Source organism: Sutcliffiella sp. FSL R7-0096 (assembly GCF_038595065.1).
GTDB lineage: Bacteria > Bacillota > Bacilli > Bacillales > Bacillaceae_I > Sutcliffiella_A.
The window spans coordinates 3,622,902-3,648,939 of record NZ_CP152003.1; the positions used below are offsets into that span (position 1 = coordinate 3,622,902).

General features: G+C 37.8%; 24 protein-coding genes, 2 pseudogenes and 1 other annotated feature. Of the genes and pseudogenes, 4 read left to right on the plus strand and 22 right to left on the minus strand.

Features of this window, described 5'->3' with window-relative positions; all coding sequences use genetic code 11:
• The first annotated feature begins 6 nt into the window (after nucleotides 1-6).
• Both MKY77_RS18575 and MKY77_RS18580 read left to right on the plus strand, forming a co-directional pair.
• Nucleotides 7-1,176, plus strand: coding sequence for a ZIP family metal transporter (locus MKY77_RS18575; protein WP_168865153.1), 1,170 nt, complete (start codon nucleotides 7-9; stop codon nucleotides 1,174-1,176).
• Nucleotides 1,177-1,188: 12 nt separating this feature from the next.
• Nucleotides 1,189-1,365 carry a twin-arginine translocase TatA/TatE family subunit gene (locus tag MKY77_RS18580; protein ID WP_168865154.1) on the plus strand — a complete coding sequence of 59 codons (177 nt, stop codon included), beginning with the start codon at nucleotides 1,189-1,191 and terminating at the stop codon, nucleotides 1,363-1,365.
• Between the two features lie 687 nt (nucleotides 1,366-2,052).
• Here the strand turns inward: MKY77_RS18580 and MKY77_RS18585 are convergent.
• The 3 genes from MKY77_RS18585 to cadC all read right to left on the minus strand — a co-directional run bounded on the left by MKY77_RS18585 (nucleotide 2,053) and on the right by cadC (nucleotide 5,376).
• Nucleotides 2,053-2,727 carry a CadD family cadmium resistance transporter gene (locus MKY77_RS18585; RefSeq protein ID WP_168865155.1) on the minus strand — a complete coding sequence of 225 codons (675 nt, stop codon included), beginning with the start codon at nucleotides 2,725-2,727 and terminating at the stop codon, nucleotides 2,053-2,055.
• A 116-nt stretch (nucleotides 2,728-2,843) separates the two neighbouring features.
• Complete coding sequence (locus tag MKY77_RS18590; protein WP_168865156.1) at nucleotides 2,844-5,015, minus strand: heavy metal translocating P-type ATPase; 2,172 nt, start codon at nucleotides 5,013-5,015, stop codon at nucleotides 2,844-2,846.
• Nucleotides 5,008-5,376: a Cd(II)-sensing metalloregulatory transcriptional repressor CadC gene (gene cadC, locus MKY77_RS18595; protein ID WP_168865157.1), complete on the minus strand. Its 369-nt coding sequence runs from the start codon at nucleotides 5,374-5,376 to the stop codon at nucleotides 5,008-5,010. Before cadC ends, MKY77_RS18590 begins: the two co-directional genes overlap by 8 nt.
• A gap of 316 nt (nucleotides 5,377-5,692) precedes the next feature.
• On the opposite strand from cadC, the pseudogene MKY77_RS18600 reads away from it, so the two are divergent.
• Both MKY77_RS18600 and MKY77_RS18605 read left to right on the plus strand, forming a co-directional pair.
• Nucleotides 5,693-6,239: pseudogene (locus MKY77_RS18600) on the plus strand (recombinase family protein).
• A pseudogene (locus MKY77_RS18605) lies at nucleotides 6,230-6,799 on the plus strand (DUF4158 domain-containing protein); the annotation flags it as partial. The pseudogenes MKY77_RS18600 and MKY77_RS18605, both read left to right, overlap by 10 nt.
• Nucleotides 6,800-6,829: 30 nt before the next feature.
• Here MKY77_RS18605 and MKY77_RS18610 read toward each other — a convergent pair.
• From MKY77_RS18610 to MKY77_RS18700, 19 genes are all read right to left on the minus strand, one after another.
• Entirely contained in the window at nucleotides 6,830-7,087 is a 258-nt protein-coding gene (locus MKY77_RS18610; RefSeq protein ID WP_342515730.1) for a sulfite exporter TauE/SafE family protein, read from the minus strand.
• 279 nt (nucleotides 7,088-7,366) lie between these two features.
• Complete coding sequence (locus MKY77_RS18615; RefSeq protein WP_168865159.1) at nucleotides 7,367-8,074, minus strand: cytochrome c biogenesis protein CcdA; 708 nt, start codon at nucleotides 8,072-8,074, stop codon at nucleotides 7,367-7,369.
• 331 nt (nucleotides 8,075-8,405) lie between these two features.
• Nucleotides 8,406-8,936, minus strand: a complete 531-nt coding sequence (locus MKY77_RS18620; protein ID WP_168865160.1) for a thiol-disulfide oxidoreductase ResA — start codon at nucleotides 8,934-8,936, stop codon at nucleotides 8,406-8,408.
• Between the two features lie 615 nt (nucleotides 8,937-9,551).
• Nucleotides 9,552-9,938, minus strand: coding sequence for a DUF6262 family protein (locus MKY77_RS18625; protein ID WP_339146265.1), 387 nt, complete (start codon nucleotides 9,936-9,938; stop codon nucleotides 9,552-9,554).
• A 22-nt stretch (nucleotides 9,939-9,960) separates the two neighbouring features.
• Nucleotides 9,961-11,934 carry a tyrosine-type recombinase/integrase gene (locus MKY77_RS18630; RefSeq protein WP_339146267.1) on the minus strand — a complete coding sequence of 658 codons (1,974 nt, stop codon included), beginning with the start codon at nucleotides 11,932-11,934 and terminating at the stop codon, nucleotides 9,961-9,963.
• Nucleotides 11,918-13,006, minus strand: coding sequence for a tyrosine-type recombinase/integrase (locus tag MKY77_RS18635; RefSeq protein ID WP_339146269.1), 1,089 nt, complete (start codon nucleotides 13,004-13,006; stop codon nucleotides 11,918-11,920). Before MKY77_RS18635 ends, MKY77_RS18630 begins: the two co-directional genes overlap by 17 nt.
• 552 nt (nucleotides 13,007-13,558) lie before the next feature.
• Nucleotides 13,559-14,146 (minus strand): VTT domain-containing protein, encoded by a 588-nt coding sequence (locus MKY77_RS18640; RefSeq protein WP_339147202.1) that lies wholly within the window; start codon nucleotides 14,144-14,146, stop codon nucleotides 13,559-13,561.
• Nucleotides 14,147-14,210: 64 nt separating this feature from the next.
• Nucleotides 14,211-14,477: a DUF1294 domain-containing protein gene (locus MKY77_RS18645; RefSeq protein WP_339147204.1), complete on the minus strand. Its 267-nt coding sequence runs from the start codon at nucleotides 14,475-14,477 to the stop codon at nucleotides 14,211-14,213.
• Between the two features lie 132 nt (nucleotides 14,478-14,609).
• On the minus strand, nucleotides 14,610-14,969 hold the full coding sequence (rplT, locus tag MKY77_RS18650) for a 50S ribosomal protein L20 (RefSeq protein ID WP_010195693.1): 360 nt from the start codon (nucleotides 14,967-14,969) through the stop codon (nucleotides 14,610-14,612).
• A gap of 23 nt (nucleotides 14,970-14,992) precedes the next feature.
• Nucleotides 14,993-15,193, minus strand: a complete 201-nt coding sequence (rpmI, locus tag MKY77_RS18655) for a 50S ribosomal protein L35 (RefSeq protein WP_010195692.1) — start codon at nucleotides 15,191-15,193, stop codon at nucleotides 14,993-14,995.
• A 21-nt stretch (nucleotides 15,194-15,214) separates the two neighbouring features.
• Nucleotides 15,215-15,733, minus strand: coding sequence for a translation initiation factor IF-3 (gene infC, locus MKY77_RS18660; protein WP_083800939.1), 519 nt, complete (start codon nucleotides 15,731-15,733; stop codon nucleotides 15,215-15,217).
• A 58-nt stretch (nucleotides 15,734-15,791) separates the two neighbouring features.
• Nucleotides 15,792-15,930 (minus strand) — a sequence feature (ribosomal protein L20 leader region).
• Between the two features lie 524 nt (nucleotides 15,931-16,454).
• Complete coding sequence (gene thrS, locus MKY77_RS18665) at nucleotides 16,455-18,386, minus strand: threonine--tRNA ligase (protein ID WP_339147205.1); 1,932 nt, start codon at nucleotides 18,384-18,386, stop codon at nucleotides 16,455-16,457.
• Between the two features lie 521 nt (nucleotides 18,387-18,907).
• Nucleotides 18,908-19,744 carry a sporulation protein YtxC gene (gene ytxC, locus MKY77_RS18670; protein WP_339147206.1) on the minus strand — a complete coding sequence of 279 codons (837 nt, stop codon included), beginning with the start codon at nucleotides 19,742-19,744 and terminating at the stop codon, nucleotides 18,908-18,910.
• A 119-nt stretch (nucleotides 19,745-19,863) separates the two neighbouring features.
• A complete protein-coding gene (locus MKY77_RS18675) occupies nucleotides 19,864-20,763 on the minus strand; it encodes a diacylglycerol kinase family protein (protein ID WP_339147207.1) in 900 nt (299 codons plus the stop codon).
• A 401-nt stretch (nucleotides 20,764-21,164) separates the two neighbouring features.
• Nucleotides 21,165-22,619: a DnaD domain protein gene (locus tag MKY77_RS18680; protein ID WP_339147208.1), complete on the minus strand. Its 1,455-nt coding sequence runs from the start codon at nucleotides 22,617-22,619 to the stop codon at nucleotides 21,165-21,167.
• 312 nt (nucleotides 22,620-22,931) lie between these two features.
• Nucleotides 22,932-23,393, minus strand: coding sequence for a transcriptional regulator NrdR (gene nrdR, locus MKY77_RS18685; RefSeq protein WP_339147209.1), 462 nt, complete (start codon nucleotides 23,391-23,393; stop codon nucleotides 22,932-22,934).
• A 24-nt stretch (nucleotides 23,394-23,417) separates the two neighbouring features.
• Complete coding sequence (locus MKY77_RS18690; RefSeq protein ID WP_339147210.1) at nucleotides 23,418-23,822, minus strand: cytosolic protein; 405 nt, start codon at nucleotides 23,820-23,822, stop codon at nucleotides 23,418-23,420.
• A 305-nt stretch (nucleotides 23,823-24,127) separates the two neighbouring features.
• Nucleotides 24,128-24,502 (minus strand): adenosylmethionine decarboxylase, encoded by a 375-nt coding sequence (gene speD / locus MKY77_RS18695; protein ID WP_010195679.1) that lies wholly within the window; start codon nucleotides 24,500-24,502, stop codon nucleotides 24,128-24,130.
• Nucleotides 24,503-24,827: 325 nt separating this feature from the next.
• Nucleotides 24,828-25,859 carry a glyceraldehyde-3-phosphate dehydrogenase gene (locus MKY77_RS18700; RefSeq protein WP_339147211.1) on the minus strand — a complete coding sequence of 344 codons (1,032 nt, stop codon included), beginning with the start codon at nucleotides 25,857-25,859 and terminating at the stop codon, nucleotides 24,828-24,830.
• Nucleotides 25,860-26,038: the final 179 nt, after the last annotated feature.

Below are 26,038 nucleotides of genomic sequence, written 5' to 3' on the forward strand. Positions count from 1 at the left end.
ATGAAGATGAAGATTAAATGGTTGATTGCTGGACTTATTCCATTAATTTTGTTAGTCGGCGTACTTGGTTGGGTGTTAAAAAATGGAGCAGGCGTTGAACAAGATCCTGCTGCTCCAATTGAAGTATTAAACATTGAGAGAATAAAAGTAACAGTCTCTGGGTTCGAGCTTGACGTGAGCAACACGGGACCTGAAACATTAAAGATTTCACAGGTTATGGTGGATGATTCGGTTTGGGATTTCACTGTCTCTCCTAGTCAAACACTTGAACGATTTGATGATGGGAATATCGTGATCAACTACCCATGGGTAAAAGGAGATCCCCATCTGATAAAACTGATTACGGAAAATGGCATCATCACAGAAGGTGAGGTTCCTGTTGCAGCTTTAACGCCATTGCCCACTTGGGAAAACTTTTTGAATTACGGTTTTATTGGATTTTATGTGGGAATTGTTCCTATCACATTAGGATTGTTATGGTATCCGTTCATGAAACGCTTTAAGCGTAAATGGATCAATGCAATTTTAGCATTAACCGTTGGATTACTGCTCTTTTTATTTGTAGGAACGTTAGCTGATGGGTTTGAGATAGGAGCTGAAGCACCTTCTGTATTTCAAGGAAACATGGTGGTCATCATCGGAGCCGCTCTTACATTCCTCCTACTGATCGGCTTTGATCAGTATCAACAAAAGAAACTGGAGTCTAAAGGATATTCTCCTTATGCCATAGCCTTACTCATGGCAACAGGGATAGGACTCCATAACTTCGGTGAAGGTCTTGCCATCGGATCTTCTTTTGCCCTAGGGGAAGCAGCACTCGGAACCTTTTTAATTATCGGGTTCACATTGCATAACATCACAGAAGGAATCGGAATCGCAGCACCGTTATTAAAGACGAAACCACGATTTAGGGACTTCGTTCTCTTAGGATTGATTGCTGGTGCACCAGCAATCTTGGGTACTTGGTTTGGAGGCTTTGTCTTCTCACCAATCTGGGGAGCGTTATTCTTAGGAATTGGAGCAGGTGCTATCCTGCAAGTCATCTTTGTTATCACAAAGATGCTAGTTGAAGACCATAAAAAATTCAGAGAACCTTCTGTCTCTTGGTTAAACCTTTCTGCATTTTCTGCAGGGATGCTTATCATGTACTTTACCGCATTTTTCGTAAAATTTTAAGGAGGGATAGTAATGTTAGGACCTGGAAGCTGGGTATTAGTTGGAGCAGCTGCTCTTATTATCTTCGGACCGAAAAAACTTCCCGAATTAGGTAAAGCAGTTGGAACAACGCTTAGGGAATTTAAAAAGTCAACACAGGGCCTCATGGATGAGGATGAAAAAAAACCTCAACGCGATACCGACTCATAAAAGTACTGACACTCATAGAAAACAAAGGAGCCACCTGTCTTAATCAAGGTGGCTCCTCTAGTTTTTGTACCTTGGTAAATTTTATTTAGATATACTTTCTATGCACGTTCTTACCGTCATAAGTAAAAGTACGTTCTTCTTCTCAATAACCGACTCCATATAGGGGTACCACCAACAGTTTGTCATAAAACCACACGCTAAGCAAATTTCGACATAAAATAAGCCGATGATTCCCTACGCTAAGGAATCATCGGCTTATTAGTAACTATTCTAGTCGTTTTATTATCTGTATAAATCCAGACATTTTCCATTTGGTTATTCATGATAATCAATCCAAACATGCTGGTACTTGCCAATTTTAGGGTTCCTTTGTGGTAACTCCTCAGTTTTTTCTATTGAAATGGTAGTTAGCCCCTGTGTTGCAAATTAATATAATAGGGCTTCATAAGCTGCACTCTGTATTAGTGACAGGATATGACCAATACTATATTTACTTTAATGATCCACTAGCAAACACAAAGAATAAAAAGGCCAAAAATAGCAGACTTTGAAGCTGCATGGGTGCAACTGGGTAGACAAGCAATTACTTATATCCAATAGTTAGTTGGTTAAGGTAGGTTCTATTATTTGAAAGAAGAAAAACAAAAGTCCCAACTGTTAACTAGAGCGACTTTTGAAGATTATTTTTTAATAATTTATTAAACTCAAAAGGGCACCGAAAGTTTCGTTCTCCACCATGATATAGATTCCTAAACCAATAAAGACAATGGGTATAATCCACCTACCGTAATTCTCTAAGGTTTCAGAGACATGTTTAAAAGCTGCCAAACGATATCCAATAAAACACCAAATTGCAACCATAATAAAGAAAGTAATAACCGATACTGCTAGTTGGTTCATGGTTAAAGTAGAGAAGAAAGGAACATATATTCCAATGTTATCTCCTCCATTAGCAAATGTTATAAATGCTACACTTAAAAAGACACTATTATACTTTCCAGAATTTAAACTTGAAAGAATTGCATTTTCATCCTCATCCTCATCTTCTCCCTTTATAAACAACATAATCCCTAAATAGATTGGAATTAGTCCAAGTAATCCTACCCATTTCTCTGGAATTAACATAACTCCAAAAGTTCCTAAGAGACTAACTACTACTAACAAGGTAAAACCTAGATATTGTCCAATAATTATATCCTTAGGGGATATAGGTTTATTCTCTGTCTGGTTACCTTTTAAACCTTCACTCGTTTTCACCTGTGCTTTTACCTGTGAAAATAGCAGCATCAAAACAAAAATATCATCAATATTGGTAACTATAAATGCCCCTATTGCAGAAATAACGTTCAAAATTAAAGTCAATTACATCAACCCACTAACTGATTTTTTACTATATTTAGAAGTTATACTATTAATGAGACCATTTTAGAAAAGGAATTTCTATCTTTCTGGAAAATCCCTTTTTAGCACTTTTCCCTTTATTCTTTCACTCTCATTAGTCGCAAACCATTTAGAGCTACTAGAAGGGTTGCGCCCATATCGGAAAGAATGGCAATCCAGAGCGTTAACCAACCTGGGATAACCAATAGTAAGGCAATAAATTTAATAGCAATTGCAAAAGTAATGTTAGCTTTGATGATATTTAGAGCTTTCCGGCTAAGTTTTACAGTAAATGGTAGTTTTCTTAAATCGTCTCCCATAAGAGCGACGTCTGCTGTTTCCAGAGCTGTATCTGTACCAGCTCCACCCATTGCAATACCAACTGTTGAGGCCGCCAAAGCAGGTGCATCATTAACACCATCTCCTACCATAGCTACGTTGCCAAACTCGGATCTCAACTGTTTAATAAAGTCTAATTTGTCTTGTGGCATTAATTCTGCCTCTATATCAGAAACTCCAACCTGTCCTCCGATAGCATTCGCAGTACCTTTGTTATCACCTGTAAGCATAATTGTTTTTTTGATGCCAAGTTGATGTAACTTTTGAATGATTTCCTTACTTGATTCACGAACTTCATCAGCAACTGCAATAACTGCAAGTAATTCTTTTTCGGTCCCAATAATCATCGCTGTTTTCCCTTGATTTTGAAGTTTAGTAACATTTTTCTCTAAGTCTTTATCAAAATCAGTAGTCAATAATTCCTTAAAGAGTTTCGGGCTACCGATATAATAAGTGGTCCCGTTTACAATACCCTTTATACCCTTTCCTGTGATAGAAGAGAAATCCCCTACCTGTATGTCAGAATAAGTAATGTCCTTTTCTTCTGCTTTTTTCATGATGGCTGAAGCAAGAGGATGCTGAGAACGATACTCCAATGCAGTAATAATGGATAGTAATTCTTTTTCATTTGTCTGTTTGTTCAACACATTATAATCAGTTACAGCTGGGACTCCTTTTGTTAATGTTCCTGTTTTATCGAATGCAATAGCCTTTAAGGCGCCCATTTCTTCTAAATACACTCCGCCTTTTACAAGGACCCCTTTTTTAGCAGCATTCCCAATCGCTGAAACAATAGAAATCGGAGTCGATATGACCAATGCACAAGGACAACCAACAACAAGAACAGCTAATCCTTGATAAACCCATGTTTCCCAACTGCCATCAAAGAACAAAGGAGGGACTATAGCAACCAATGCTGCAATGATCATAATGATCGGTGTGTAATATTTCGCGAATTTATCAACAAATGCTTGCGAAGGAGCACGTTCTCCTTGTGCTTCCTCTACAAGATGAATAATTTTAGAAATCGTTGTATCTTCTACTAGTTTCGTTATTTGTACTTCAAGTAATCCTTCTTCATTTAAGGTACCTGCAAATACTTCATTATCAACCGTTTTCTCAACAGGGACTGATTCACCTGTAATAGCTGCTTGGTTAACGGCAGAGTAACCACTTACAACTACACCATCCATAGCAATCTTTTGACCAGGTTTTACAATCATGATATCCCCAACAGCAATATCATCAACATGAATCATTATTTCTTGTCCATTACGTCTAACGAGTGCCTCTTTAGGAGCGATATCCATTAATGAACGAATCGATTGTCTTGCTCTATCCATAGAGAATCGCTCAAGTGCTTCACTAATTGCAAAGAGTATGACAACAAGGGAAACTTCAGCCCATTCTCCTATAATGGCACCACCTATAACAGCTACTGTCATAAGGGTTTTCATGTCAAAGTCAAAATGAATCAAGTTTTGTAAACCGACTTTAAAGAGTGATAATCCTCCGATTAACATAGATGCTACAAATAATAATGTAGTAACAATGTTCTCATCCCCATTAACAGATGAGGAAAGGTAACCAAAGACAAGAAATAAGGCTGAATAGAGTAAAGTGCTGTGTTTTTTATAGAACGGCACTTTTTCTTCTTTTTTAACCTCTTTCACCTCTTGTGAATCTTGACGAGCAAATTTTTCAGGAGTCACTTTAAGATTCTCAAATGCACCTGCTTTTTCTAGTTCTTCTATCGTTGCATTACCATAAACAGCAATTTTAGATGCACCAAAATTTACTTTTGCATCCTCAACTCCAGATAGCTGTTTTACATTTTTTTCGAATTTACCCGCGCAGTTTGCGCAAGTAAAACCTTGTACACGATAGGCCTTCATTTCTTGTTCAGATGTTATTGCCTTTTGATCAGACATTGACATTCACCTCTTTCTTATGTTCTAGTACAATCATCATTATTTGTCTAATATGTTCATCGTCTAACGAATAAAACGCTAGTTTTCCTTCTTTTCTATATTTTACAATCCCCTGCTTATGAAGGGTCCTTAAATGATGAGAAGCATTTGCCACCGTAATACCAATAATATTTGCTATATCACACACACATAACTCTTCGTCTTGACACAAAGCAAAGGTAATCTTTGCCCTATTTTCATCCGCAATTGCTTTTAACATTTGGGCAACACTAACAATATCGATTGTTTTTAGATCAGCTTGTATTCGATTGACCTTTTTCTCGTCATAACAAAAAATTTCACAAGTATCTTTCTTATTCACATTATCACCCCATTAATATTCAAGTGTTTACTTGAATATAGTATATACCTTTCCTTGGTTAATATTCAAGTGAGTATTTGAATGAAAAACATAAAATTATTTTTTATAATAGTAATTTCCATTAACGAACGTTTTAGGGATTAATTTTTACTCCTCCATAATTCAGTAGTTTTTATGTTTTTCATTCCCTAAAAGCTTCCCTTTAACATCTTTCCCAAAATTGACTCCGAATCCGAATTAGGGAATAATTATTTTGAAGGAGTGAATTAAAATGGGGAAAATCTTTGGATATGCTCGTGTTTCTACTCAAAATTAAATTATAGATCTTCAAATTGATGCTTTAGAAAAAGCAGGCGCAGCTGTTATTTACAAAGAGAAAATAACTGGAACAAGAAAAGAACGTCCAGAATTAGAACAACTTCTAAAGGCTATAAGTAAAGTTGATTCTGTGGTCGTTTATAAGTTGGATCGTATCTCAAGGTCTACAAAACATCTAATTGAATTGGTTGAAACCTTTGAAGAAAAAAAGGTCATTTTCCATACAGGATAATATTGATACGTCAACAGCTATGGGACGTTTTTTCTTCCGAACAATGGCGAGTAATGCTGAACTTGAACGAGATATTATCAGTGAGCGTACAAAATCAGGATTACAATCTGCAAGAATGAGAGGCCGAAATGGGGGGAGACCTTCCAAAGACTCCAAGTTGGTGGAACGTGCTTTAAAACTACATTCATCTAAACAATTTAGCATCAAAGGAATTACTGATATTACGGGTGTTAGTAAATCAGTGTTGTATCGCGAGCTTTGGAAAAAAATTAAACCTTCTGGTTGGATTAGGGGGCTTTTCCTGTGTGTCTAAGAGCGAGAGAACTACTTACACCTGATCAAAGAAGGATTTTTTGATAATCCCGTCTACTTTAAGTGATTGGGAATTAGCGTATTACTATACCCTTACACAAGATGATATTGAGGTAATAAGACGTAGAAGAAGAGATCATAATCGATTGAGATTCGCTATTCAAATTTGTCTTTTTCGTTACCCTGGTTGGTCTCTTTCAGATATCAAGAATGTTCCTGATAAGGTGATAAACTATGTTGCTAATCAGTTACAAGTAGATGCAAGTGAATTTAAGTGATATTCTGAACGAGAGCAAACAAAACATGAACATATTGAGGAAATACGAAAGCATTATGGTTTTTCTAATTTTTCAGCACAGTCATATCGGATTATTTCACAGGCATTACTCCCCCATGCAATTGAAAATTCAAATGCCCTTTTCCTAATAAGGATGACTTTAGAAGAAATGCGAAAGCGAAAAATCATTCTGCCTGCTATGACAATGATTGGAAGATTAGTATTGATTAGTATGGGATACAAGGCGACGGGCAAAGGAGAAAATATATAATTCACTCTTTAAGGGGTAGTGACAGCTTCGCTGGTACTACCCCTTAAGGAAAGTTCCCAATTTTCCCCTTTTTTAATAGTACAGGGATGGACCATTTCCATTTAATAACGCCTAAAAGAAATAATCCAATGAGTATGATTGCCGGACCGATAAAAATTCGAATCCAAGAAAAGAAATTGGTCAAGGTAGCTTCGATTTCTTTACCGAAAACCCATAATATTATCCCCACTATGGAAAAAGCTAAAACTTTCCCCATAGTAAAAAGCCAAACATCCCCCCATGCTATTTTTTTTGTAAAGATTTATTACCATACAACATAAGCGCGCCTAAATTCCCTGTGATTTGACAAGGTACCAGAGAACCTACCACACCTAATATCAATGCAATTAGTATTGGAATCCTTCAAAAGACATCGCCATATTAAAGAAAGGCTGCAGAAAAAAATTACTGAATTTATTAAATATCTCATACATATGAATTATCCTCCTACTTCTCTAATCATAGTTGAAATAACTCATAAAACATTGCATATACTTGATAAATTTATGACATATTACTTGGTAAACTTATTGATCAACAGTTAAAATCCAGTGAACCCTCCAAACCAACTAACTAATACAGCAATAATTTTGGTCATTAAATTAAAGTACAATAAGACTCCCATCAAAATCATTATTGAACCTCCCACTTTCATAAATAATGCACTATGCTTTTTAATAAAAGTCATTTTATTAATAAATAAGGTCATTAAAAGAAAAGGAATGGAAAATCCTAATACATAAAAAAACATGTAAATAAATCCTTTCCCTGGATCTGTTACACCTAAGGCGATGACACCAGCAAGGATTGGACCTGAACAAGGCGTCCAACCAGCAGCAAAACCAATGCCAATCAAAACTGTACCTAAATAACCTGTAGGTCTCTTTTGAAATTTAACTTTTTTATCAGAAAGTAGGAAGTTGAAATTTAGAAGCCCTGTAAGGACTAAACCAAAGAACACCATGACCATAGCGCCAAGTTGCCGTAATAAATTTTGATTACCTATAAAAAAAGTACCAATAAATGACGTGGAGAGCCCTAAAGCTAAAAAGATAATTGAAAATCCTACTAAAAATAAAATGGTATGAACAAAAGCTTTCCCACGTAGAATACCTTTTTCATTTTTTAAATCATTTACAGACACTCCAGTAATATAGGAAAGAAAAGCAGGATATAAAGGAAGCGCACATGGTGAAATAAATGATAAGAGACCTGCACCAAATGCTAGAAATAAGTTTAGATGCTCCATTAAAAAGACCTCCTGAAGTTGTTTATAAAGTTCAAGTATCTACTATCATATTTTCTAAGACAATCTAACAGTATTTAGAAGAAAGTAAGGATAACGTATTTTTAGAACTTGTTTAGGCTTGAGATTAATTAAGCTAACTTTTTTAATTTTACAAATAAAAAAGTCGTTCCTAAACTTAAAAGGAAATCGACTTTTGTTTATAAATCGCTTAACATACAAATTTTTATAAAAATAGTAGCGATATCCCGTTCTTATTCCGAAACTATTTCAACCGTGGGATATCTTAATAATGGCGATAAACAAATTTAGTCTCAAACAGTTATTGAACTTCTTAAGGGTTTGGCTTAATCATTTCCATGAATTCTTTCACTCTTGCCTCTGTTAATTCTCCTGAATGCTTTTTTACTACAATGCCATTTTGGTCAAGTAATATTGTGGTAGGTAATGGAAGAACTCCATAAGCCTGTCTTACTTGATCATTTCTATCCATGGGAATAGGAAATGTCATTCCATGGCGATCTCGAAATTTTTCAACTGCCAGATCTGTTTCCTGTATATTTACTGCAAGGATTTCTACACCTTGCTCTTTGTATACTTGATACTGTTTCTCCATGTAAGGCATCTCACGCTCACAAGGCTTACACCAAGTTCCCCAGAAGTTTAAAAACACCCCTTGCCCTTCATAGTCAGAAAGCATTACTTGGTTGCCCTCTAAGTCTGTTAGAACAAAATTCGGTGCTTTATCTCCAACCTCTACTATTTCACCAGATTGAACAAAATTTATGTACATCGTATATCCTACTGCAATCACCATTACGGCTAAGATAACCGAACGCATAATCAGTCTTTGCTTTTTATTCAATTACATCTCTCTCCTATGGTTGATATTTTAGTATTGAGGCAATTATAGCATTCACTGTATGCCAATCTGAGATAAAAGTGTGAAGGTTTTATGAAAGTGAATCTTCCTAGTCGAGGATATTGCCCACCTTTATAAAGGAATGAGCATAAACGGGGAGAAGAATAAATAAATCTTTACTGAAATGATCGATAAATGGCTAATGATTATCTGTGTAAATCAAATTAAAAGTATATAGCTGATTTTTCCATTAAATTAGAAACCCAGCTTTTATTTTTTAGATTAATTATAATAAAGTGTTTATTGAAACTGACTTATACCACCAGTTCAGAATCAATTATTGTAGTTGATTAAATATTTTTATCAGGCTCTGACTTTGTATTTTATACGTTAGTTAATAGGATGCGGTTAAGATTTACACTGACCATTATCTAAAAATCCTCTACATCTATTTTTTTCCAATTTACAATTAGCTCGTATTTCATTCTTTAGATTGATATTCAAGTTGCTTTTCTACTTTATACCACAATCGGGCCATTATATATAGTATCATGGTAAAAAATGAGGTTCGATCGAACCTCATTCTATGTTTACATGTTAATAAAGATATGGTTTATTTTAATTGATTTCCTTATAAATTGCGGCCCAATCGACCTTTAATTGTTCCTTCAATTTCTTATTTTCTTCTTCGAGATGCATCATTTTCTTTCGAAGTGATGCAATTATCACATCTTTAGAATGGTCTGTCATGTTTCGTTTTACTTGATTCGGTGAATCTAATTTTTCTTCTTGTTTTCTTAATGTTTCAATTCTCGACCTGATATCGCTGTGTTTATATAAAAATGGTTTTGATACCCCTGATTTTGCTGATACAGAATTAAAATTTATCTTTTCTTTATGTTTAATCATTTCTTTAATGGTACTTTCAACCTTTTGCTTTGCTTTTTGCTGTTTTTCTTCGATACTTCGAAGAAGTGGTTGAGTATTTGGGTTTATATTTGCCATTGTATTTCATCTCTTTCTATATTCAGTTTCTCAATTCTCTTCTTGTTTTAGGAAGTCCATAAATCCCACCATTTTTTATTATTCCATCTCTAATTTCTTTATACTTTTTCAATTTTGGCTGAATAATTTCAATTGATCTATTTCTACCTGATTTTTGATATATCTCAATATCAGATTCCATTTTAAGAATTTGGTCGTTATAGAAATCTAGAAACGTCAGATCTACATGGAAACTGCGGCAATTGTTTTTTATACATGGTGGTTCTAAAGTTTGTTCCAAAAAGTCACAATTATTTTTGGGGCTTTTAATACACAAACCGTGATCTAATCGAATGGAATCCAAATTGTGGCGGAGCCATTCTAACTCTAATCCATTTTCGTCTGCTTGTTTTTCTATACTAGTAGCGATAATTTTGCCACCTGGATTTAATCTTACAGCCCCATTACTTGTGGCTTTTTCCCATTCTTTTCGAAGGGTTGTATCATGAATCTGGGCGTATACCAGTGTCATTTCAGGGCTCACATGAGCCATCAGCTTTTGTACATGTAAAATGTTCATACCGTTATTAATAAGGTTTACTCCATAACGATGTCTAAATGCATGTGCTTTACATCGATAGATATCTCCGTTTTCATCCATTATATTATTTTCAATAGCTAGTTTATTTAAATTATTTACTACATTGTCACGCGAAATGGGCTGTCCTTTTCTTGTACCATGATAGGTTGGAAATAAATAATTTAATGGATTTGTTTCTGAAGTCGATTTTTCCCTTGTTAATTTTTGTTGGGAAAGCACAACCTTAGCTATTTCTTCCGAAATTGGGACCCGATGATTTTTCCCCTTTACTTTACGCTGATCTCCGGTAATCCACCAACCATCTTCTCTTTGAATCAAGCAATCTACTTTCAAAGAACACACATCTGAAATTCTAAAGCCTGATGTCTCTAACAATATTACAACCGGAATAATCTCCTGCGGCAGTTTTCCCATGTGATCAATGATCTGATTCCAAACAAAATCAGATATGTATTTAATTTCGTTAGATGCCTTTGGAGGTAGTCTAGGTTTATCTTCAGGTACAATTAGGATTCCTACAGGCTTTTTGGGAGCTTCATCCCATTCATATCTTTGAATATATACAATAAACGTTTCTAGTACAGATAATGAGCGATGGATGTGATTCTCAGTAGGGGGTTGACCTTTGTGAACGCTATCTCCACCCATTGGAGAGGTTCGCAAATAATGCATAAATTCCTCGATATCTCTCCTACTTAATGAGGTTAAGTCTTGCCAGTTTGGATACTTTTTATAAATATATTTAAAGAATTCTTGCAGCTTTGCCATGGTTTGTATGCCAGAACCCCAGCTTAAACTTTCTTGTATTAGAACACGTTTTTCGATATATCTTTTTGCCAAGTTTTGAAAAGGTCTTGGTACAGAAGTGAAATTTAAAGTGTACCCGCAATTACTGTTATTATAGTCAATACCTAGTTTTCGAACATCCCAAATATCTTTCTCTGTTTCCTTCCGTTGATCATACCAGTCAAAGAAAAATGAATAAATTCGGTTGTATAACTGGAGGTAGCCTTTTACTGTTAAGTCGCTTTTCCCATGTTCAAAAAGATAGGTTTTATAGTGAATTGAAAATTTCCCGTAAGGGATGTCTAGAATAGAACCAATATCAGAATAGAATCTGAAAATAAAATCTTGCAATTTATTAAATGCAGTAGAATTACTCCATACTGTTGCCATATTTATTTCTAAATTAGTCAACCGACTGAAGAAATAATATTTAAATTCATTTCTAATTCTTGGATTCAATGTTTCCTCAAATTTAATTATTGGGCTTTTTATTATTATTTCTTTTTTGTAAAGGGGACAATCTAATGCATCCCATTCTTCGTTTTCCCAATACCCACTTAACTCTTGTAAAATTTGCTCATATCTTACAGCTCTAGCTTGTTGTTCAGTTGCTTTATTTAATAAAATCATTCTTGTCACCTTTCATCTTGTCATGTGCTTTCTGCCACTCTTTTCGTATAGTGACATCGGTGGGATGAACATAAGTCTTAATTGTTGTTTGAACGTTCGAATGACCCAACAACTTTTGGATTATCGATATTTCTACCCCTTGTTCATGAAGCTCAGTGGCATAAGTATGCCTTAACATATGGGGGGTAATATCAATCTGGGTTTTCTTTCTTATACGTTTAATTACATCGAAAGCTGCTTGATAATTTAATGGTTCTCCCTTATTAGGACCAGTTAGATTTATAAATACATGATTGGTATCCGCGTCATGATAATCAATTAGGTAATCTTGAAAAACATTCATTGTATCGCCAGATACATATACTCTTCTTCCTTTGCCGTTTACAGTTTTAGATTCTCGTACTTGAATGGAGGTAGAGCCAATATCAAAGTCCTCGATCCATAAAGATAATGCCTCTCCAATTCTAAGACCGCCTTCATACAAAATTCGAACCAATAAAGCATCTCGAATATTGCTACACGCATCATGAATAGATTGAACCTGATCTTTTGTAAGTGTTAAAACCTCTCTCCGAGGTTCTTTAATTTTTAAAATGTTTTTATCAAGTGGCTTCCCCTTTGATATATGATGTAGAAAGGGTTTGAACGATCGGTAATTCCCAATCACTTGCTTCTTTGTTTTTTCTGATAGATCTTTTTCATAATCTTCAATTCGCATTAAATAATCGTAGAAACTCTGAACGCAAGTCACCATAGTATTAACTGTTCGCTCAGATCTCCTTGCTTTTGTTTGTTGAAATTGAATTACTTTAGTAGATTGATTAGGACTTCTTAGCCAAGATACATACTCCGCCAGAAGGTTAAGATCCACTTCCTTGTACTCTTTTTCTTTTTCGTTTAAAAATTGAAAGTAAAACTTTAAATAATGACAGTATGACTTTAAGGTATTTTCGGCCTTTCCAATGTTATCTAGATATTTAAGAAACCTTAAAACTGGACCGACAGGTTTGTTATCTCCATCAATAAGCAAATATCTTTTTCTGTCATTAATTAAAACCTCTTGCACTTTCATTAACATCACCTCCAAAAACAATAGTGATGTATTTTTGTTTCTCTTTCTATGAAAACTATGTTTACTATATTTATCTACTATATATATGTTGTAAATAAAGAAACAAAAAGGGCGTAGTAATTAACGTTATTAACGTTAATTACTACGCCCTGGTATACTACATATAATGGCCCGATTGCGGAATAAGCATGACTAGACAATTTGATTATAGAACCAGCGGCCTCAAATAGGATTTAAGACTAAATACTCGCTATAGGATCTTGAGAAACGTTCTATAGCAAATTTCATTGAAAGTCCCACTTTGGTCGTCTTAAATCCTTATACACAGTACATTATGTTTATATCCCCTATAGAAACAACAGCTTCTTTTATTCCTAGTTTTCAATCAGAGTGTGAATCCAAAAAAAAGCCTATTATCTGCACCCTGTAGGTAGTAGGCTTTTTAAATTTAAGAATTATTTTAGTAAGTTAATCGGATTCCCATCATTATTTAAGAACAGTCTATTTACTTCCTCTTTTATCCAAAATAAGCGTTAATCCTCTAAATAAGCGTTAACCTCTTTTGTATTGCTTTTCCTTATGGAAGAACTGTTCCCATTTCATGACGACCACCTTTTGCCTCATGATAAGCATGAGAAGAAGGAGTCCAATCAACACAGCCACCATGGCCGTAGGAGAGAAATCTGTGATGAATTGTCCGAAGACTGTATAAATGATGGCGAGTGGAATGTTACTTAGAAGAGATGCTTTCGCATATTTCGGAAAGCTTTTCGTCGTTTCAATCAAACAGAGGGAGAGCAGGTGAAAGTGAATGAACGGTACGAGGCGCATAATCGTTATTTGGCCAACAGTGAAATTGGCACGGTTGCCGAACAATCTTTCTTTCATGATTAAAATCTTCCCAAAGATACTGGGAAACTGTTGATAAAAGAAATAAAAAAATAGGCTTGATAACGTTAATCCCGCTATCGAATATATGCTACCCACAACTCCGCCGAACAAAGCACCACCTGCAATACAGATGATGACAACCGGGATGAATAGGACTTGTCTTAATATATGGAAAAGAATAAAACCAAGAGAAGCCAGCCACCAATGACTTTCAATGACGACAAAAAGTACGTCTAATTTTTCGTCCATTCTGCTTGCCCCCTTAGTTGTAATAGTAAAGCTTATTCATATTATATGGAATTATGTTAGCCTATCAGACAAGGAGAAAGTACCCCAATAATCCAACATATAAAAAAGTGACAAACGGAAGTCCAAAACGGAAAAGCGGTCGTTTTGTTTTATGCCGGTATGTTCGCATCCCCATCCATGTGCCAAGGGCTCCACCTAGGAGCGCTATTCCCCACAGGTGTAACTCAGGTACCCTCCAACGATGATCAATGGCCCGCTGTTTATCCACTTTCATTATAATGAAGCCTACTATGTTAATAAAAATAAAGTAACCGATGAGTACTTCCATCATATCCTCCAGCATTGGAATGTGTGCATTACTTTTTTGCAGACTAATGACCGATTTTTTTACATGGTCTATATATATTCATTTTACCAAATACAAAAGAGGCTACCAAATCGTTAGCCTCTTTTGTGTAAAGAATTATTTATTTAAGCTGTTTTTCGCAGCAGTTGCCAATTCAGCAAATGCTTTTTCGTCGCTAACTGCTAGCTCAGCTAACATTTTGCGGTTTACTTCGATTCCAGCTACTTTCAAACCGTGCATTAGACGGCTGTAAGAAAGACCGTTCATGCGAGCCGCTGCGTTGATACGAGCGATCCAAAGCTTACGGAAGTCGCGTTTCTTTTGACGACGATCACGATAAGCGTACATTAGGGATTTCATTACTTGTTGGTTAGCTACTTTATATAAAGTGTGTTTAGAACCGTAATAACCTTTGGCTAATTTAATGACTTTTTTACGACGTTGGCGTGTTACTGTACCGCCTTTAACTCTTGGCATTATAAATACCTCCTATAAAAATATTATCTTAAGTTGTCTAACATGTGACGGATGCGTTTGAAATCACCTTTGCTGACCATAGCTGATTTACGCAATTTACGCTTTTGCTTTTGAGACTTGTTAGCGAATAAGTGACTTGTGTATGCGTGAGAACGCTTTAAGCTACCAGATCCAGTTTTCTTGAATCTTTTTGCTGATCCGCGATGAGTTTTCATTTTAGGCATTGGAGTTCCTCCTCATATGAATTACTTTTCGTTTTTAGGTGCCAAAATTAAGAACATGCTACGCCCATCCATCTTTGGATGAGACTCAATTGTTGAAACTTCTGCACATGCTGCAGAGAAACGATCAAGCACACGCTGACCAATTTCTTTATGCGTAATCGCACGTCCTTTGAATCGGATTGATGCTTTTACTTTGTCTCCTTTTTCAAGGAACTTAATTGCATTGCGAAGCTTCGTATTGAAGTCATGCTCATCAATAGTAGGACTTAAACGAACTTCCTTTAAGCTGATTACTTTTTGGTTTTTGCGCGCTTCTTTATCTTTCTTCTGTTGCTCGAAACGGAACTTTCCGTAGTCCATGATTCGGCATACAGGAGGTTTCGCATTAGGCGCAACCATTACTAAGTCAAGATTTGCACGTGCTGCAATTTCCAGCGCTTCTACTTTTGACTTAATTCCTAGCTGGTCTCCATTTTGACCGATTAGACGTACTTCGCGGGCACGAATGCCATCGTTTACCATCATGTCCTTGCTAATAATTAGCCACCTCCAAGGTTTATTCCGAACACCGTTTGACGAACAATTTACTGAACTTTGTACAAACAAAAAAGTGTGGGTGTACACATACACCCACACTTTACGATTACATAAGTAAAAGATAAAATCTTTCTCGTAAAACCTGCCAACTGCATGAAATGCGTCAATCAGGTGAGAAGCGGGTGCTTCTTCTTGTCCTCAAACAAGTATTCAATTTGACCTTGTATAATATATCATTAATGATGATTGATTGTCAAGAATTCGTATCAAATGAAACAACGTTTTAAATGATATCAGATAAATTGCGATTGTGCAATAGTTTTTTTCTTTGGGTGTAAAAGATAGGTGTATGCGTTAACTCCCTGTCTCCTTTCGTTCCGGGTGATCGCTTTCCGCGGGACGGTGCTTGAGCCTCCTCACAACGCTTCAGGGGTCTCAACCAACCGTTATCCCCCGCAGGAGTCGACCACCCTGCTCTCCAGTCGACAGGGGGAGTTGGTAAAAACATTTCAAAGATTTAACTTACTGTCGAAAAACACTCATATACTGTCCGTTTGGAGGGAAATACTGTCCGAAATTTAAAAATACGAGCGAAAGTGAAGCATTTACTGTCCAAACTAACTGGAATACAAGCCAAACGACAAATCACACTAGTTTTCGAAAAACAATTAAATAAAGGGAATGCCGTGGCATCCTTAGCCAAGGCACTCCTTATTCAAAAAGCTTATCTCTTCGCTTCTTTCACCAAGTTATCAACAAATTTCTCTAGTGAGATTGTTTCGGATTTTTGTTCGCCGTATTTTCGGACGTTTACTGCGCGATCTTGTATTTCATTGTCGCCTAGCACTAGCATGTAAGGGATCTTCTGCATTTGTGCTTCACGGATTTTGTAGCCAATTTTTTCGTTTCTTTCGTCCATTTCAACACGGATGCCTTTAGATTTCAGAAGGTCTTGGACTTCTTTGGCATAATCAAAGTGCGCATCTGGCGATACAGGGATCACTTGGACCTGTACAGGTGCCAACCAAGTAGGGAATGCACCTTTGTACTCTTCGATCAAAAATGCCACAAAGCGCTCCATTGTGGAAACTACACCGCGGTGGATAACAACCGGACGGTGTTGCTTACCGTCTTCCCCAACATAAGTGAGGTCGAATTTCTCTGGCAATAAGAAGTCAAGCTGTACAGTGGATAGAGTCTCTTCCTTTCCAAGGGCAGTACGTACTTGAACGTCTAGCTTAGGGCCGTAGAATGCTGCTTCGTCGATTGCTTCAAAATAATCAAGACCAAGCTCATCCATTGCTTCCTTCAGCATGCCTTGTGCTTTCTCCCACATTGCATCGTCATCAAAATACTTCTCTTTATTTTTCGGATCACGGTAGGATAGACGGAAGGAATAGTCATCCAGGCCGAAATCTTTATATACTTCAAGCACAAGGTTCACTACACGCTTTAGCTCATCCTTGATTTGATCAGGTCGAACGAAGATATGTGCATCGTTCAGTGTCATTCCACGTACACGCTGAAGTCCCGCAAGCGCTCCGGACATTTCATAGCGGTGCATAGTGCCCAGCTCGGCAATACGAACAGGCAGTTGACGGTAGCTGTGGATACTGTTTTTATATACCATCATATGGTGTGGACAGTTCATCGGACGTAGCACCAGTTGCTCGTTATCCATTTCCATTGGAGGGAACATGCCTTCCTGATAGTGATCCCAGTGACCGGAAGTTTTGTAAAGTTCCACGCTACCCATTACAGGAGTATAGACGTGGTCATAACCAAGTTCCACTTCTTTGTCGACGATATAACGCTCGATTACGCGGCGGATTGTTGCACCCTTTGGTAACCATAGCGGCAACCCTTGCCCAACTTTTTGAGAGTTGAAGAAAAGGTCAAGCTCTTTTCCAATTTTGCGGTGATCGCGCTCTTTAGCTTCTTCCAACAGGCGAAGGTGCTCATCAAGCTCTGCCTTTTTGAAGAAGGCTGTACCATAGATACGTTGCAACATTTTATTTTTGCTGTCGCCTCTCCAGTAGGCACCGGCGATGCTTAACAACTTGAACTCTTTAATTTTCCCAGTGGATGGTACGTGGATCCCACGGCAAAGGTCAAAGAATTCTCCTTGTTCATAAATGGAGATAGTTTCTCCTTCAGGTAGCTCGCGGATCAATTCAAGCTTCAGCTCATCATTGAGCTCTTCGTAGCGGCGCAATGCTTCTTCTCTGCTTACTTCCACACGAACAACATCTAGATTTTCACTGACGATTTTCTTCATTTCTTTTTCGATTTTCTGAAGATCTTCTGGAGTTAATGATTCCTCCATATCGATATCGTAGTAGAATCCATTCTCAATTACTGGACCGATTCCTAGCTTCACATTGCCGTATAGGCGTTTGATCGCTTGTGCCATCAAGTGGGCAGTGCTGTGACGCATGATTTCAAGCGCTTCATTGGAGTCTTGCATGATGATGCTGATTTCTCCGTCATTTTCTATCGGGGAACGCAGGTCAATGAGTTCTCCGTTATGTTTTCCAGCGATTGCTTTCTTTTTCAGACCCGGACTGATGGATGCAGCGATATCTTCTGTTGTTGTACCACGCTCAAACTCCTTTACTGCTCCGTCCGGAAATGTGATTTTCATTAATTCAGACATCCCTGTCACCTCTTCATTAGAATTTTATTGGTTCATAAAACCCGCAATTACTTTCCGCAACCGGCTTCGCTTTCCGCGGGAGGGCGCTTGAGCCTCCTCACAACGCTTCAGGGGTCTCAACCTACCGTTACTCCCCCGCTGGAGTCTTCGCCTATTGCTCCAAGGAATTGCTAATGGATTTTTTGAACCAAAATAAAAAAACCCGCCCCTTATATAATATAAGGGACGAGTTTAATATCCGTGTTTCCACCCAAGTTCCCATCTTTTAAAAAATCATAAAAGACGGCTTCATTAGTCGATAACGAGGGATTTCCCCGTCAACAGCTACTGCAATGTTCACTGTTGAAGTTCAGAGGTGGTTAGCGCCATAATCGTGATAGGAAGCTTGCAGCCGGTGACTTCCCTCTCTAAAATCCGTTTTTAGAGCACTCATATCCTCATCGATACTTTTGAGCTATAAAGTTAAAAATGATTATGTAGGTAATTATATTCTCCCCTGAAAGGAAAATCAAGTAGTCACTTTAATCAATTTTACTTTTATTATGCCCAAAATAATGAAAAGGTAAAACAACAGCACGTTCGTCAAAGATGTTCCGGATCGTTTCCACCAGTTGATGCTCCGTATTGTCTGTATACAGATAGAGTTTTTTTGGTGCAATGGATACTAGAGGAGCTAGCACAACGGAATCAATATAATAGGAATAATTGTTAAAGTGCGTCCTGTTCATATATTTAATTAGCTGACTCTTTGGAATATGAGAAAATGCCTTATCAAAGAAATCGAATTGGTATTGATAGACGAGATGCAATTCATCCATTTTGGATTCGGTCGTTGCCAACAGATCACGGAGTTGGTGAACGAATGATTGGTACTCTTGTTCCAGCTTGTACTCATCAATTGCCGCCTCCACATAGACCTGAAGACATTCAAAGTACTCTTTTAACCTGAATGTCAGGAATGAATCGAAAGAAAAAGAGACAGGCTCTAGAAAAAAGGATTCCATCACCTCTTCCAATTGGACCCCACGATGGTCAATAGATGGAAGGTTTGGGATGTCGGACCGTTCCCCTTGAAGGATCGACTGCAGGATACAAAGGATTTGCTCTTGCTCCTCCGCCTCTTTATAGTAAAACGTATTTTCCAATACTTGCAAAATCCACTCTTTTTCTTTAGTCCGTTGAATATATTTCTTCAACACCGGGGTAATGGTGTTCTTGTAAAAATGAATATCCTTCGATTCCAAGACGATTTTTTCTTTATGTAAAGAAAGGATAGAATCACTTTCAGGATTTTGTTCCATGATACTCACATAAATGGCACTTGCATCCGATTCATTTCGAAAGGAAATCTCAAACAAGTTTGTCCCCCCTTTGGTACACCTGATTCTATATATATGGGTGCAAGGACGGAAAAATGAATAAATAATGAAAAATAAGCGCCAGCCCACCTAATAATGGGTTGGCGCTTATTTTGCTGTCATTGCAATGGGAAATCCCCTACGATCACTTCTAAATGATCCGGTAGAATGCTAACTGTTGCTGGGGTGTTGGCGGATTTCTCTCCGTCCGTATCAATTTCCTGATTTGGGGTTGCTTCTATATTCAGTTCTTTGGCACGAAAGTAGACGATATCCTCATTCCCTTGTGCCGGTACTTCCTTTTGAAGCCTAGTTTGAAGCCATGTCCAAAGCTGTGCAATGGATGTTTGCTTGATGATCAGTACATCAAGGTGTCCATCCTGAACGCTTGAGAATGGGAAAAAGGAACGGATACCCCCAAGAAAAGAACCGTTACCAATTAGCAGCATGACGGCCTTCCCTTCATAGGTAGTCGTTTCACTTTCGATCTTCAACAGAAATGGTTCCTCCTCCATCACCGTCTGCCCGGCACTAATGTAATAGGATAACTTTCCGAGCAATTGTTTTGTTCCACTGTCAATGTTATCTGAGACTTTGGAAACCAAGCCGATTCCCCAAAAGTTCAAAAAGTACTGATTATCGCTCTTTCCTATATCCACTTTTTGCGTGTGTTGCTCCAAGATTTGTTCCACTGCTTTTACAGGGTGCTGATCAATTCCCAGCGTCCTTGAAAAATCATTGCAGGTCCCCCCGGGTATGATGGCAAAAACAGGTCTTTTCTCGAGCGGGGCAAGCGCATTAATTAGTTCATAGATGGTCCCATCCCCACCTGCACCGATCAATAGATCCACATCACCGGCCATCTGCTCTACCAGCTTTGCACCATCTCCCTCTTTTTCCGTTTCGTGGATGGCCACTTCTTCAAACTGGCTTAAAAGCATTTCCTCTATCTTTTCAATGGAATTTATCAACTTTTTGTTCCCGGCATTTGGATTCACGATCACCGCAACTCTTTTCAAAGGTTATTTCCCCTTTTCTTTAGTCTTATAGTAAACGATACCCTTTTTTAGTAGTATTAACATCTTTTCAGGATATAGTTGAGGAAGAAATTATAGACTTATTTTTCGTATAGGGTGCGATTGTAATTTTAGGATAATCGCACATACAGTGGGAGAAATCTTCGCTCGTTACAAAAATGGGAGCAGTCTGTTATAGATAAAAAAGTTGATTGTAACTTTTCTGGAGGTGATTGGAACTAATTTAGGGATGATTGTAACTTTTCTGGAGGTTATTATTACTTTTTTAGTATTATTGTAACTTTTAACAATTGTATTGTAACTTTTGCCTTTTCCACTAGAGTTAGCCCACCAAAAAGGCCGCATCACCAAACGGTAGATGCAGCCTCTTATATCTATCCTATTTATTGATCCAGCCTTATCTTCTTCTCTTTCATTTTTGCCAGACGTTCCATCAGCTTCTGCTTTTCGTCCTCTTCCACTTCCTTGAATTTGTCTGACTGTCCCGCTACAACTTCCGCATCGCTGCTAGCTACCTCAGAACTGACAAACCGGTTGCGAACCACTTTCCCTGCTTTGGCTTTAGTGGAGCTACTTCCACCTGCACTCTTGGTGGATGGCTTGGTATCTGCCCAATTCTGGTACTGGCGGTGCTCTTCCTTCGCAAGTTCCATGGCTTCCCCTACGGTTTTCACCTGTTTGCGTGCCCAGTGACTGGCAATTTTCTCCACATATTTACGATTTAGTTTCATATCAGTTTTTAACAAAACGTAATAAAGTAGCACATTCACGACACCCGGAGTCAGTTGCTGTTTGAACATGACATCCTCTACAATGCGAAGATCAGAAGCGGATGGTTCTGATCCACCAGAAAGGTCGGTAAGCATTTGTTTCGGTGATACATTTTCCAGCTGCTGTATCAACTGTTCATCCTTTGTCGCAGGCTTTTTATCTGAAAACTGCTTCAAGTTCAACGGTTGTGTCTTTTCTACTAGTCCCGGCAACGTATCTTGGTATTCTAATTGATACCAATCCCTTGCTGTCTTCCTCAGCTTCTCCAAGTTCACCTTCTCATCCACATCAATCACATTCATCATCAGGTCCCGCATTGAAATCGGATCGATTGAATAGATAAAGGAAAGCTTGACAATCGCTTCCTTTACTTTTGACGTAATGGATTTTTTCGGTATGACGACCTCGGATAACCCTGCATAAAAAAGGTCAAAGTCAAACACTTCTTGACCTACCTTTGGCTCGCTCCCTGTCTTTCTGTCCAACCATTCTTCCCCTTCTGGCAACGGTAGCTCTTCCATCATCTCTTCATTCGCAGCGTAGGCCATATTTTCCGATTGGACGGATTGAAAAACATCACTGAAACTACGAGTCACTTCCTGATATTCATCCATCGGGATAACCTTATCGGAAAAGAATTTTTTAACACTCGCATATTTATTTTTTCCTAGACGGTTGTATAAATAGATAGTCAGCATAGGCTCAGAAAAGAAGGCTTCCGGGGAGAGTGGGGGCTGAAGTTCATAAATGAAGGTGCGGATCTGATTATCTTCTTTGACCCACGTCTTTAAAAGACCGATTCCTTCCAACTTGATTCGTTCTTGGTGAATATCTTTTAAATTGCATTGCATGGTTGTCATAATTCCATGATGCGTAGTCTCCTCGCCCCATAGGCGGTCTTGATCCAGCTCACTCCAAAGGGTCATAAAAAGACTGTATCCCCTGAATCCCAGCAATGGCTGATAAAGCATGGTAAGAAGTTTTTGGTCAAACTGCTGAAGCATTCCATTTGACCGTACGATATACCGGTCAACTGGGACCAGCTCTTTCCAATGGCGATCTGACATGAAACATCCAAACCTTTCTTTTAAAGAAATAATCGAAAAAGAGAGGCATATAATTTTCCTCTCTTACTTAGGGTTCCTTATTGCGAATGACTTATTGAATAACTTTCATACACTTTGTTGCTTTTTCGTACTCATAAAACAACCAATATATTCCTAACTGTCGTGCTCTTTTCTTGGCTATACTGAATAGATTGCATGTTTGCTTAAGAGTAGGTAAGCGGTGAAAAGTCCAATTGCCGACTTTTCTTGTAAAAAGTCCAATTACCGACTTTTTACTGGTCAATAGCAACAATCTTTGAGAAAAGAGCCTACTTAATTTCGTTCCTTCTCAATGATTTCTTTCAATTCATCCAAAAATACATTAATATCTTTAAATTGACGGTATACAGAGGCAAATCGAACATATGCCACTTCATCAATTTTTGATAATCTCTCCATCACCATTTCTCCAACCATGTCGCTCTTTACTTCGGAAATGCCGATATTCCTTAATTCTTTTTCGACTTCCATTACAATGTCTTCAAGCTGTTTAAGGGCTACCGGTCTTTTTTCGCATGCACGGATAAGTCCACGCAATACTTTTTCTCTGCTGAATTCTTCTCGTATTCCTTCTTTTTTTACGACGATAAGCGGCATCTCTTCCACTTTTTCAAACGTTGTAAAGCGGTAGGAGCAAGATTCGCATTCTCTTCTTCTTCTGATGGATTTTCCCTCTTCTACAGGGCGTGAATCTAATACCTTCGTCCCATTATGGTGACAGGCAGGACATTTCATGATGGTTTCCACTCCGTTTCCAATCTACTTTTTCCCCGAATTCAGTCCGGATCCAATATAGATCATCGATTTATCAATCCGTTCATACATCTGTTTGATCAGTTGACGACTGTATCCAAAATCGAAAGGTAGCTTGGTTTCTGTTGTAACGGAAAAATCAACTGCTGTTTCAAAAGGTCGGACAGATATAACAGTGACAATGACAAATGCTTTTCTGCCTTTGTTCACTTGCAACGCAATTTCCCCGTGCTCATCAGAAACAGATTTAATCGTTACCCCTTCCATATTCTTAAACAATTCTTGTAACGCCTTCATTGCATTCTTATTGGTAGTTTTATAATAACGACTTCGCAGGGATTCTTCCGTATGATTTTCCCGCGTCTCTGAGTGATTGGTCAAAATACCTTTCAGCTTTTGTATCGCTCCCACTTTAGCCTGACAACCCCTTAATTTGTTGTTTTTTATGTAGGCTCTGTTAAACGTCGCTGTTGATTTCCGCAATAGGCTTCGCTTTCCGCGGGGCGACCTTGAGCCTCCTCGTTTCACTGCGGGGTCTCAAGATTGTCGCTACTCTCCCGCTGGAGTCTACGCCTCTTGCTCCAATCACCAGCTAGAGACAGGTTATTATCAACAACTAGCTTTAACAAAGCCTTTATGTATAATATATTTTGAGTATAATAAAAAGAGGTGCATGCTATACACCTCTTTTTATTTTAATGCATTTAGTTATAATTTTAAAGAGCTTTTGCTTTGTTTACTTGAACAGGACCCATTCCACGTGGAAGTTCGATTGTTTCACGCGTCTGAGCATTTAAAGCAGTTGCAATATAGTCAGCTGAAATATTAGGATCTAATTCTCCGCATGTATAAACATCGATACTTGCATAACCGTGCTCTGGGAAGCTATGAATTGTTAAGTGGGACTCGGAAATAATGACAACTCCGCTTACCCCTTGAGGTGCAAATTTATGAAAAGCTACCTCTCTTACTTCTGCACCTGATTTTAATGCAGCATCGACAAAAGTTTTTTCGATGTAATCCATATCATTCAATTTGTCAAAATCGCAACCCCATAATTCTGAAATAACGTGACGACCTACTGTTTCCATCTCACGTTCCCCCTTTTCATTTTTTAAAATACATGAATTCCTCAAAGGTGAAGAGTGATTGATGTATTACTACCACGGGGGAAAGTTAGTCCAGAGAGGTCCTAACCCTTTAAGTAGTCACATAATCGTTTCAAGAAGTTCACGAAAAATAGTATAATGCTTTTATTTTAGTTTTGCAACAGGCATTTATGACTTTTTTTCTAGTTAACTATGAAATTAGGAAAAAGGTGAAAAATAATGGACTTTGTGACAAAAGCAAAAAAGCGATTAACATAAAATGTTAACCGCTTACATTTATTTCACTATAATATTGCTTCAGGTCTTATTAACCAGCCATTACTTCTTTTGATTCCACCATTTTTTCTGCCACGAATTGGACAAGGTCTACTACTCGGCAGGAATAACCCCACTCGTTATCGTACCAAGCTAATACTTTTACCTTTGTATCGCCCATCACCATGGTGGATAAACCATCAATGACTGCCGAATGTGGATTTGTGTTGAAGTCCACTGATACAAGAGGCTCCATTGTTACCCCTAATATACCATCCATGGAACCGATGGAAGCACTTTGGAACGCATCATTCACTTCGTCTACCGTTACCGGCTTTTTCAAGTCTACCACCAGGTCAACCAGAGATACGTTAGGTGTTGGAACACGGAGCGCCATACCATGTAGTTTACCCTTTAAGTGTGGGAGAACTAAGGATAATGCTTTTGCCGCTCCTGTAGAGGTTGGGATGATGGACTGACCGCAAGCTCTTGCTCTACGTAAATCTTTATGCGGGTTGTCAATATTCTTTTGGTCATTTGTATAAGCATGTACAGTTGTCATAAGTCCATTCTCAATACCAAACTGTTGATCTAACACCTTGACAACCGGTGCTAAGCAGTTTGTCGTACAAGAAGCGTTAGAGATGACAAAGTGCTCATTCATATTCAGTACTTCTTCGTTTACTCCCATTACAATGGTTACATCCTCGTTTTTCCCTGGTGCTGTCAGTACGACACGTTTAGCGCCAGCTTGAAGATGAAGTGCCGCTTTATCCCGAGAGTTAAACTTTCCTGTTGCTTCAATAACAATATCTATGTTCATTTCTTTCCAAGGAAGCTCTTCTGGATTGCGATTGTTAACCAATTGAATACGCTTACCATTTACGATTAAGGCATCGTCCTGTGCATATACATCCGCATCAAAACGTCCATGATTTGTGTCATACTTAATTAGGTGAGCTAGCGTTTCCGCCGGATAGCTCGCATTGATTGCAACAATATTTAATCCTTCCTCTTGGATGGCACGTCTGAATACCATTCTTCCAATTCGTCCAAACCCATTAATTGCAACCTTTGCCTTCATGCAAATTCCCCATTTCTGTATATATGTTATACTTATTAATCTTTTAACCTGCAATTAGTATAACATAATTAAATTCTATATGTCATGTAAAAAATAAAAAAAGGGCATATCCCTATTTTGGGATATGCCCGCAGACTGCTGACAAACTATAAACTAGTTAGGTTATCTGTTGGAAGAGT

Bases quoted from the DNA above. Each gene is read 5' to 3' on its own strand.
- speD (WP_010195679.1), bottom strand. From the start codon at position 24,502: ATGGAAACAGTAGGTCGTCACGTTATTTCAGAATTATGGGGTTGCGAT.
- nrdR (WP_339147209.1), bottom strand. From the start codon at position 23,393: ATGAAATGTCCTGCCTGTCACCATAATGGGACGAAGGTATTAGATTCA.
- MKY77_RS18615 (WP_168865159.1), bottom strand. From the start codon at position 8,074: ATGGAGCATCTAAACTTATTTCTAGCATTTGGTGCAGGTCTCTTATCA.
- MKY77_RS18625 (WP_339146265.1), bottom strand. From the start codon at position 9,938: ATGGCAAATATAAACCCAAATACTCAACCACTTCTTCGAAGTATCGAA.
- rpmI (WP_010195692.1), bottom strand. From the start codon at position 15,193: ATGCCTAAAATGAAAACTCATCGCGGATCAGCAAAAAGATTCAAGAAA.
- MKY77_RS18640 (WP_339147202.1), bottom strand. From the start codon at position 14,146: ATGGACGAAAAATTAGACGTACTTTTTGTCGTCATTGAAAGTCATTGG.
- MKY77_RS18580 (WP_168865154.1), top strand. From the start codon at position 1,189: ATGTTAGGACCTGGAAGCTGGGTATTAGTTGGAGCAGCTGCTCTTATT.
- MKY77_RS18645 (WP_339147204.1), bottom strand. From the start codon at position 14,477: ATGATGGAAGTACTCATCGGTTACTTTATTTTTATTAACATAGTAGGC.
- MKY77_RS18590 (WP_168865156.1), bottom strand. From the start codon at position 5,015: ATGTCTGATCAAAAGGCAATAACATCTGAACAAGAAATGAAGGCCTAT.
- MKY77_RS18575 (WP_168865153.1), top strand. From the start codon at position 7: ATGAAGATTAAATGGTTGATTGCTGGACTTATTCCATTAATTTTGTTA.
- thrS (WP_339147205.1), bottom strand. From the start codon at position 18,386: ATGTCTGAATTAATGAAAATCACATTTCCGGACGGAGCAGTAAAGGAG.
- MKY77_RS18635 (WP_339146269.1), bottom strand. From the start codon at position 13,006: ATGAAAGTGCAAGAGGTTTTAATTAATGACAGAAAAAGATATTTGCTT.
- MKY77_RS18630 (WP_339146267.1), bottom strand. From the start codon at position 11,934: ATGATTTTATTAAATAAAGCAACTGAACAACAAGCTAGAGCTGTAAGA.
- MKY77_RS18680 (WP_339147208.1), bottom strand. From the start codon at position 22,619: ATGTCAGATCGCCATTGGAAAGAGCTGGTCCCAGTTGACCGGTATATC.
- rplT (WP_010195693.1), bottom strand. From the start codon at position 14,969: ATGCCAAGAGTTAAAGGCGGTACAGTAACACGCCAACGTCGTAAAAAA.
- MKY77_RS18700 (WP_339147211.1), bottom strand. From the start codon at position 25,859: ATGAAGGCAAAGGTTGCAATTAATGGGTTTGGACGAATTGGAAGAATG.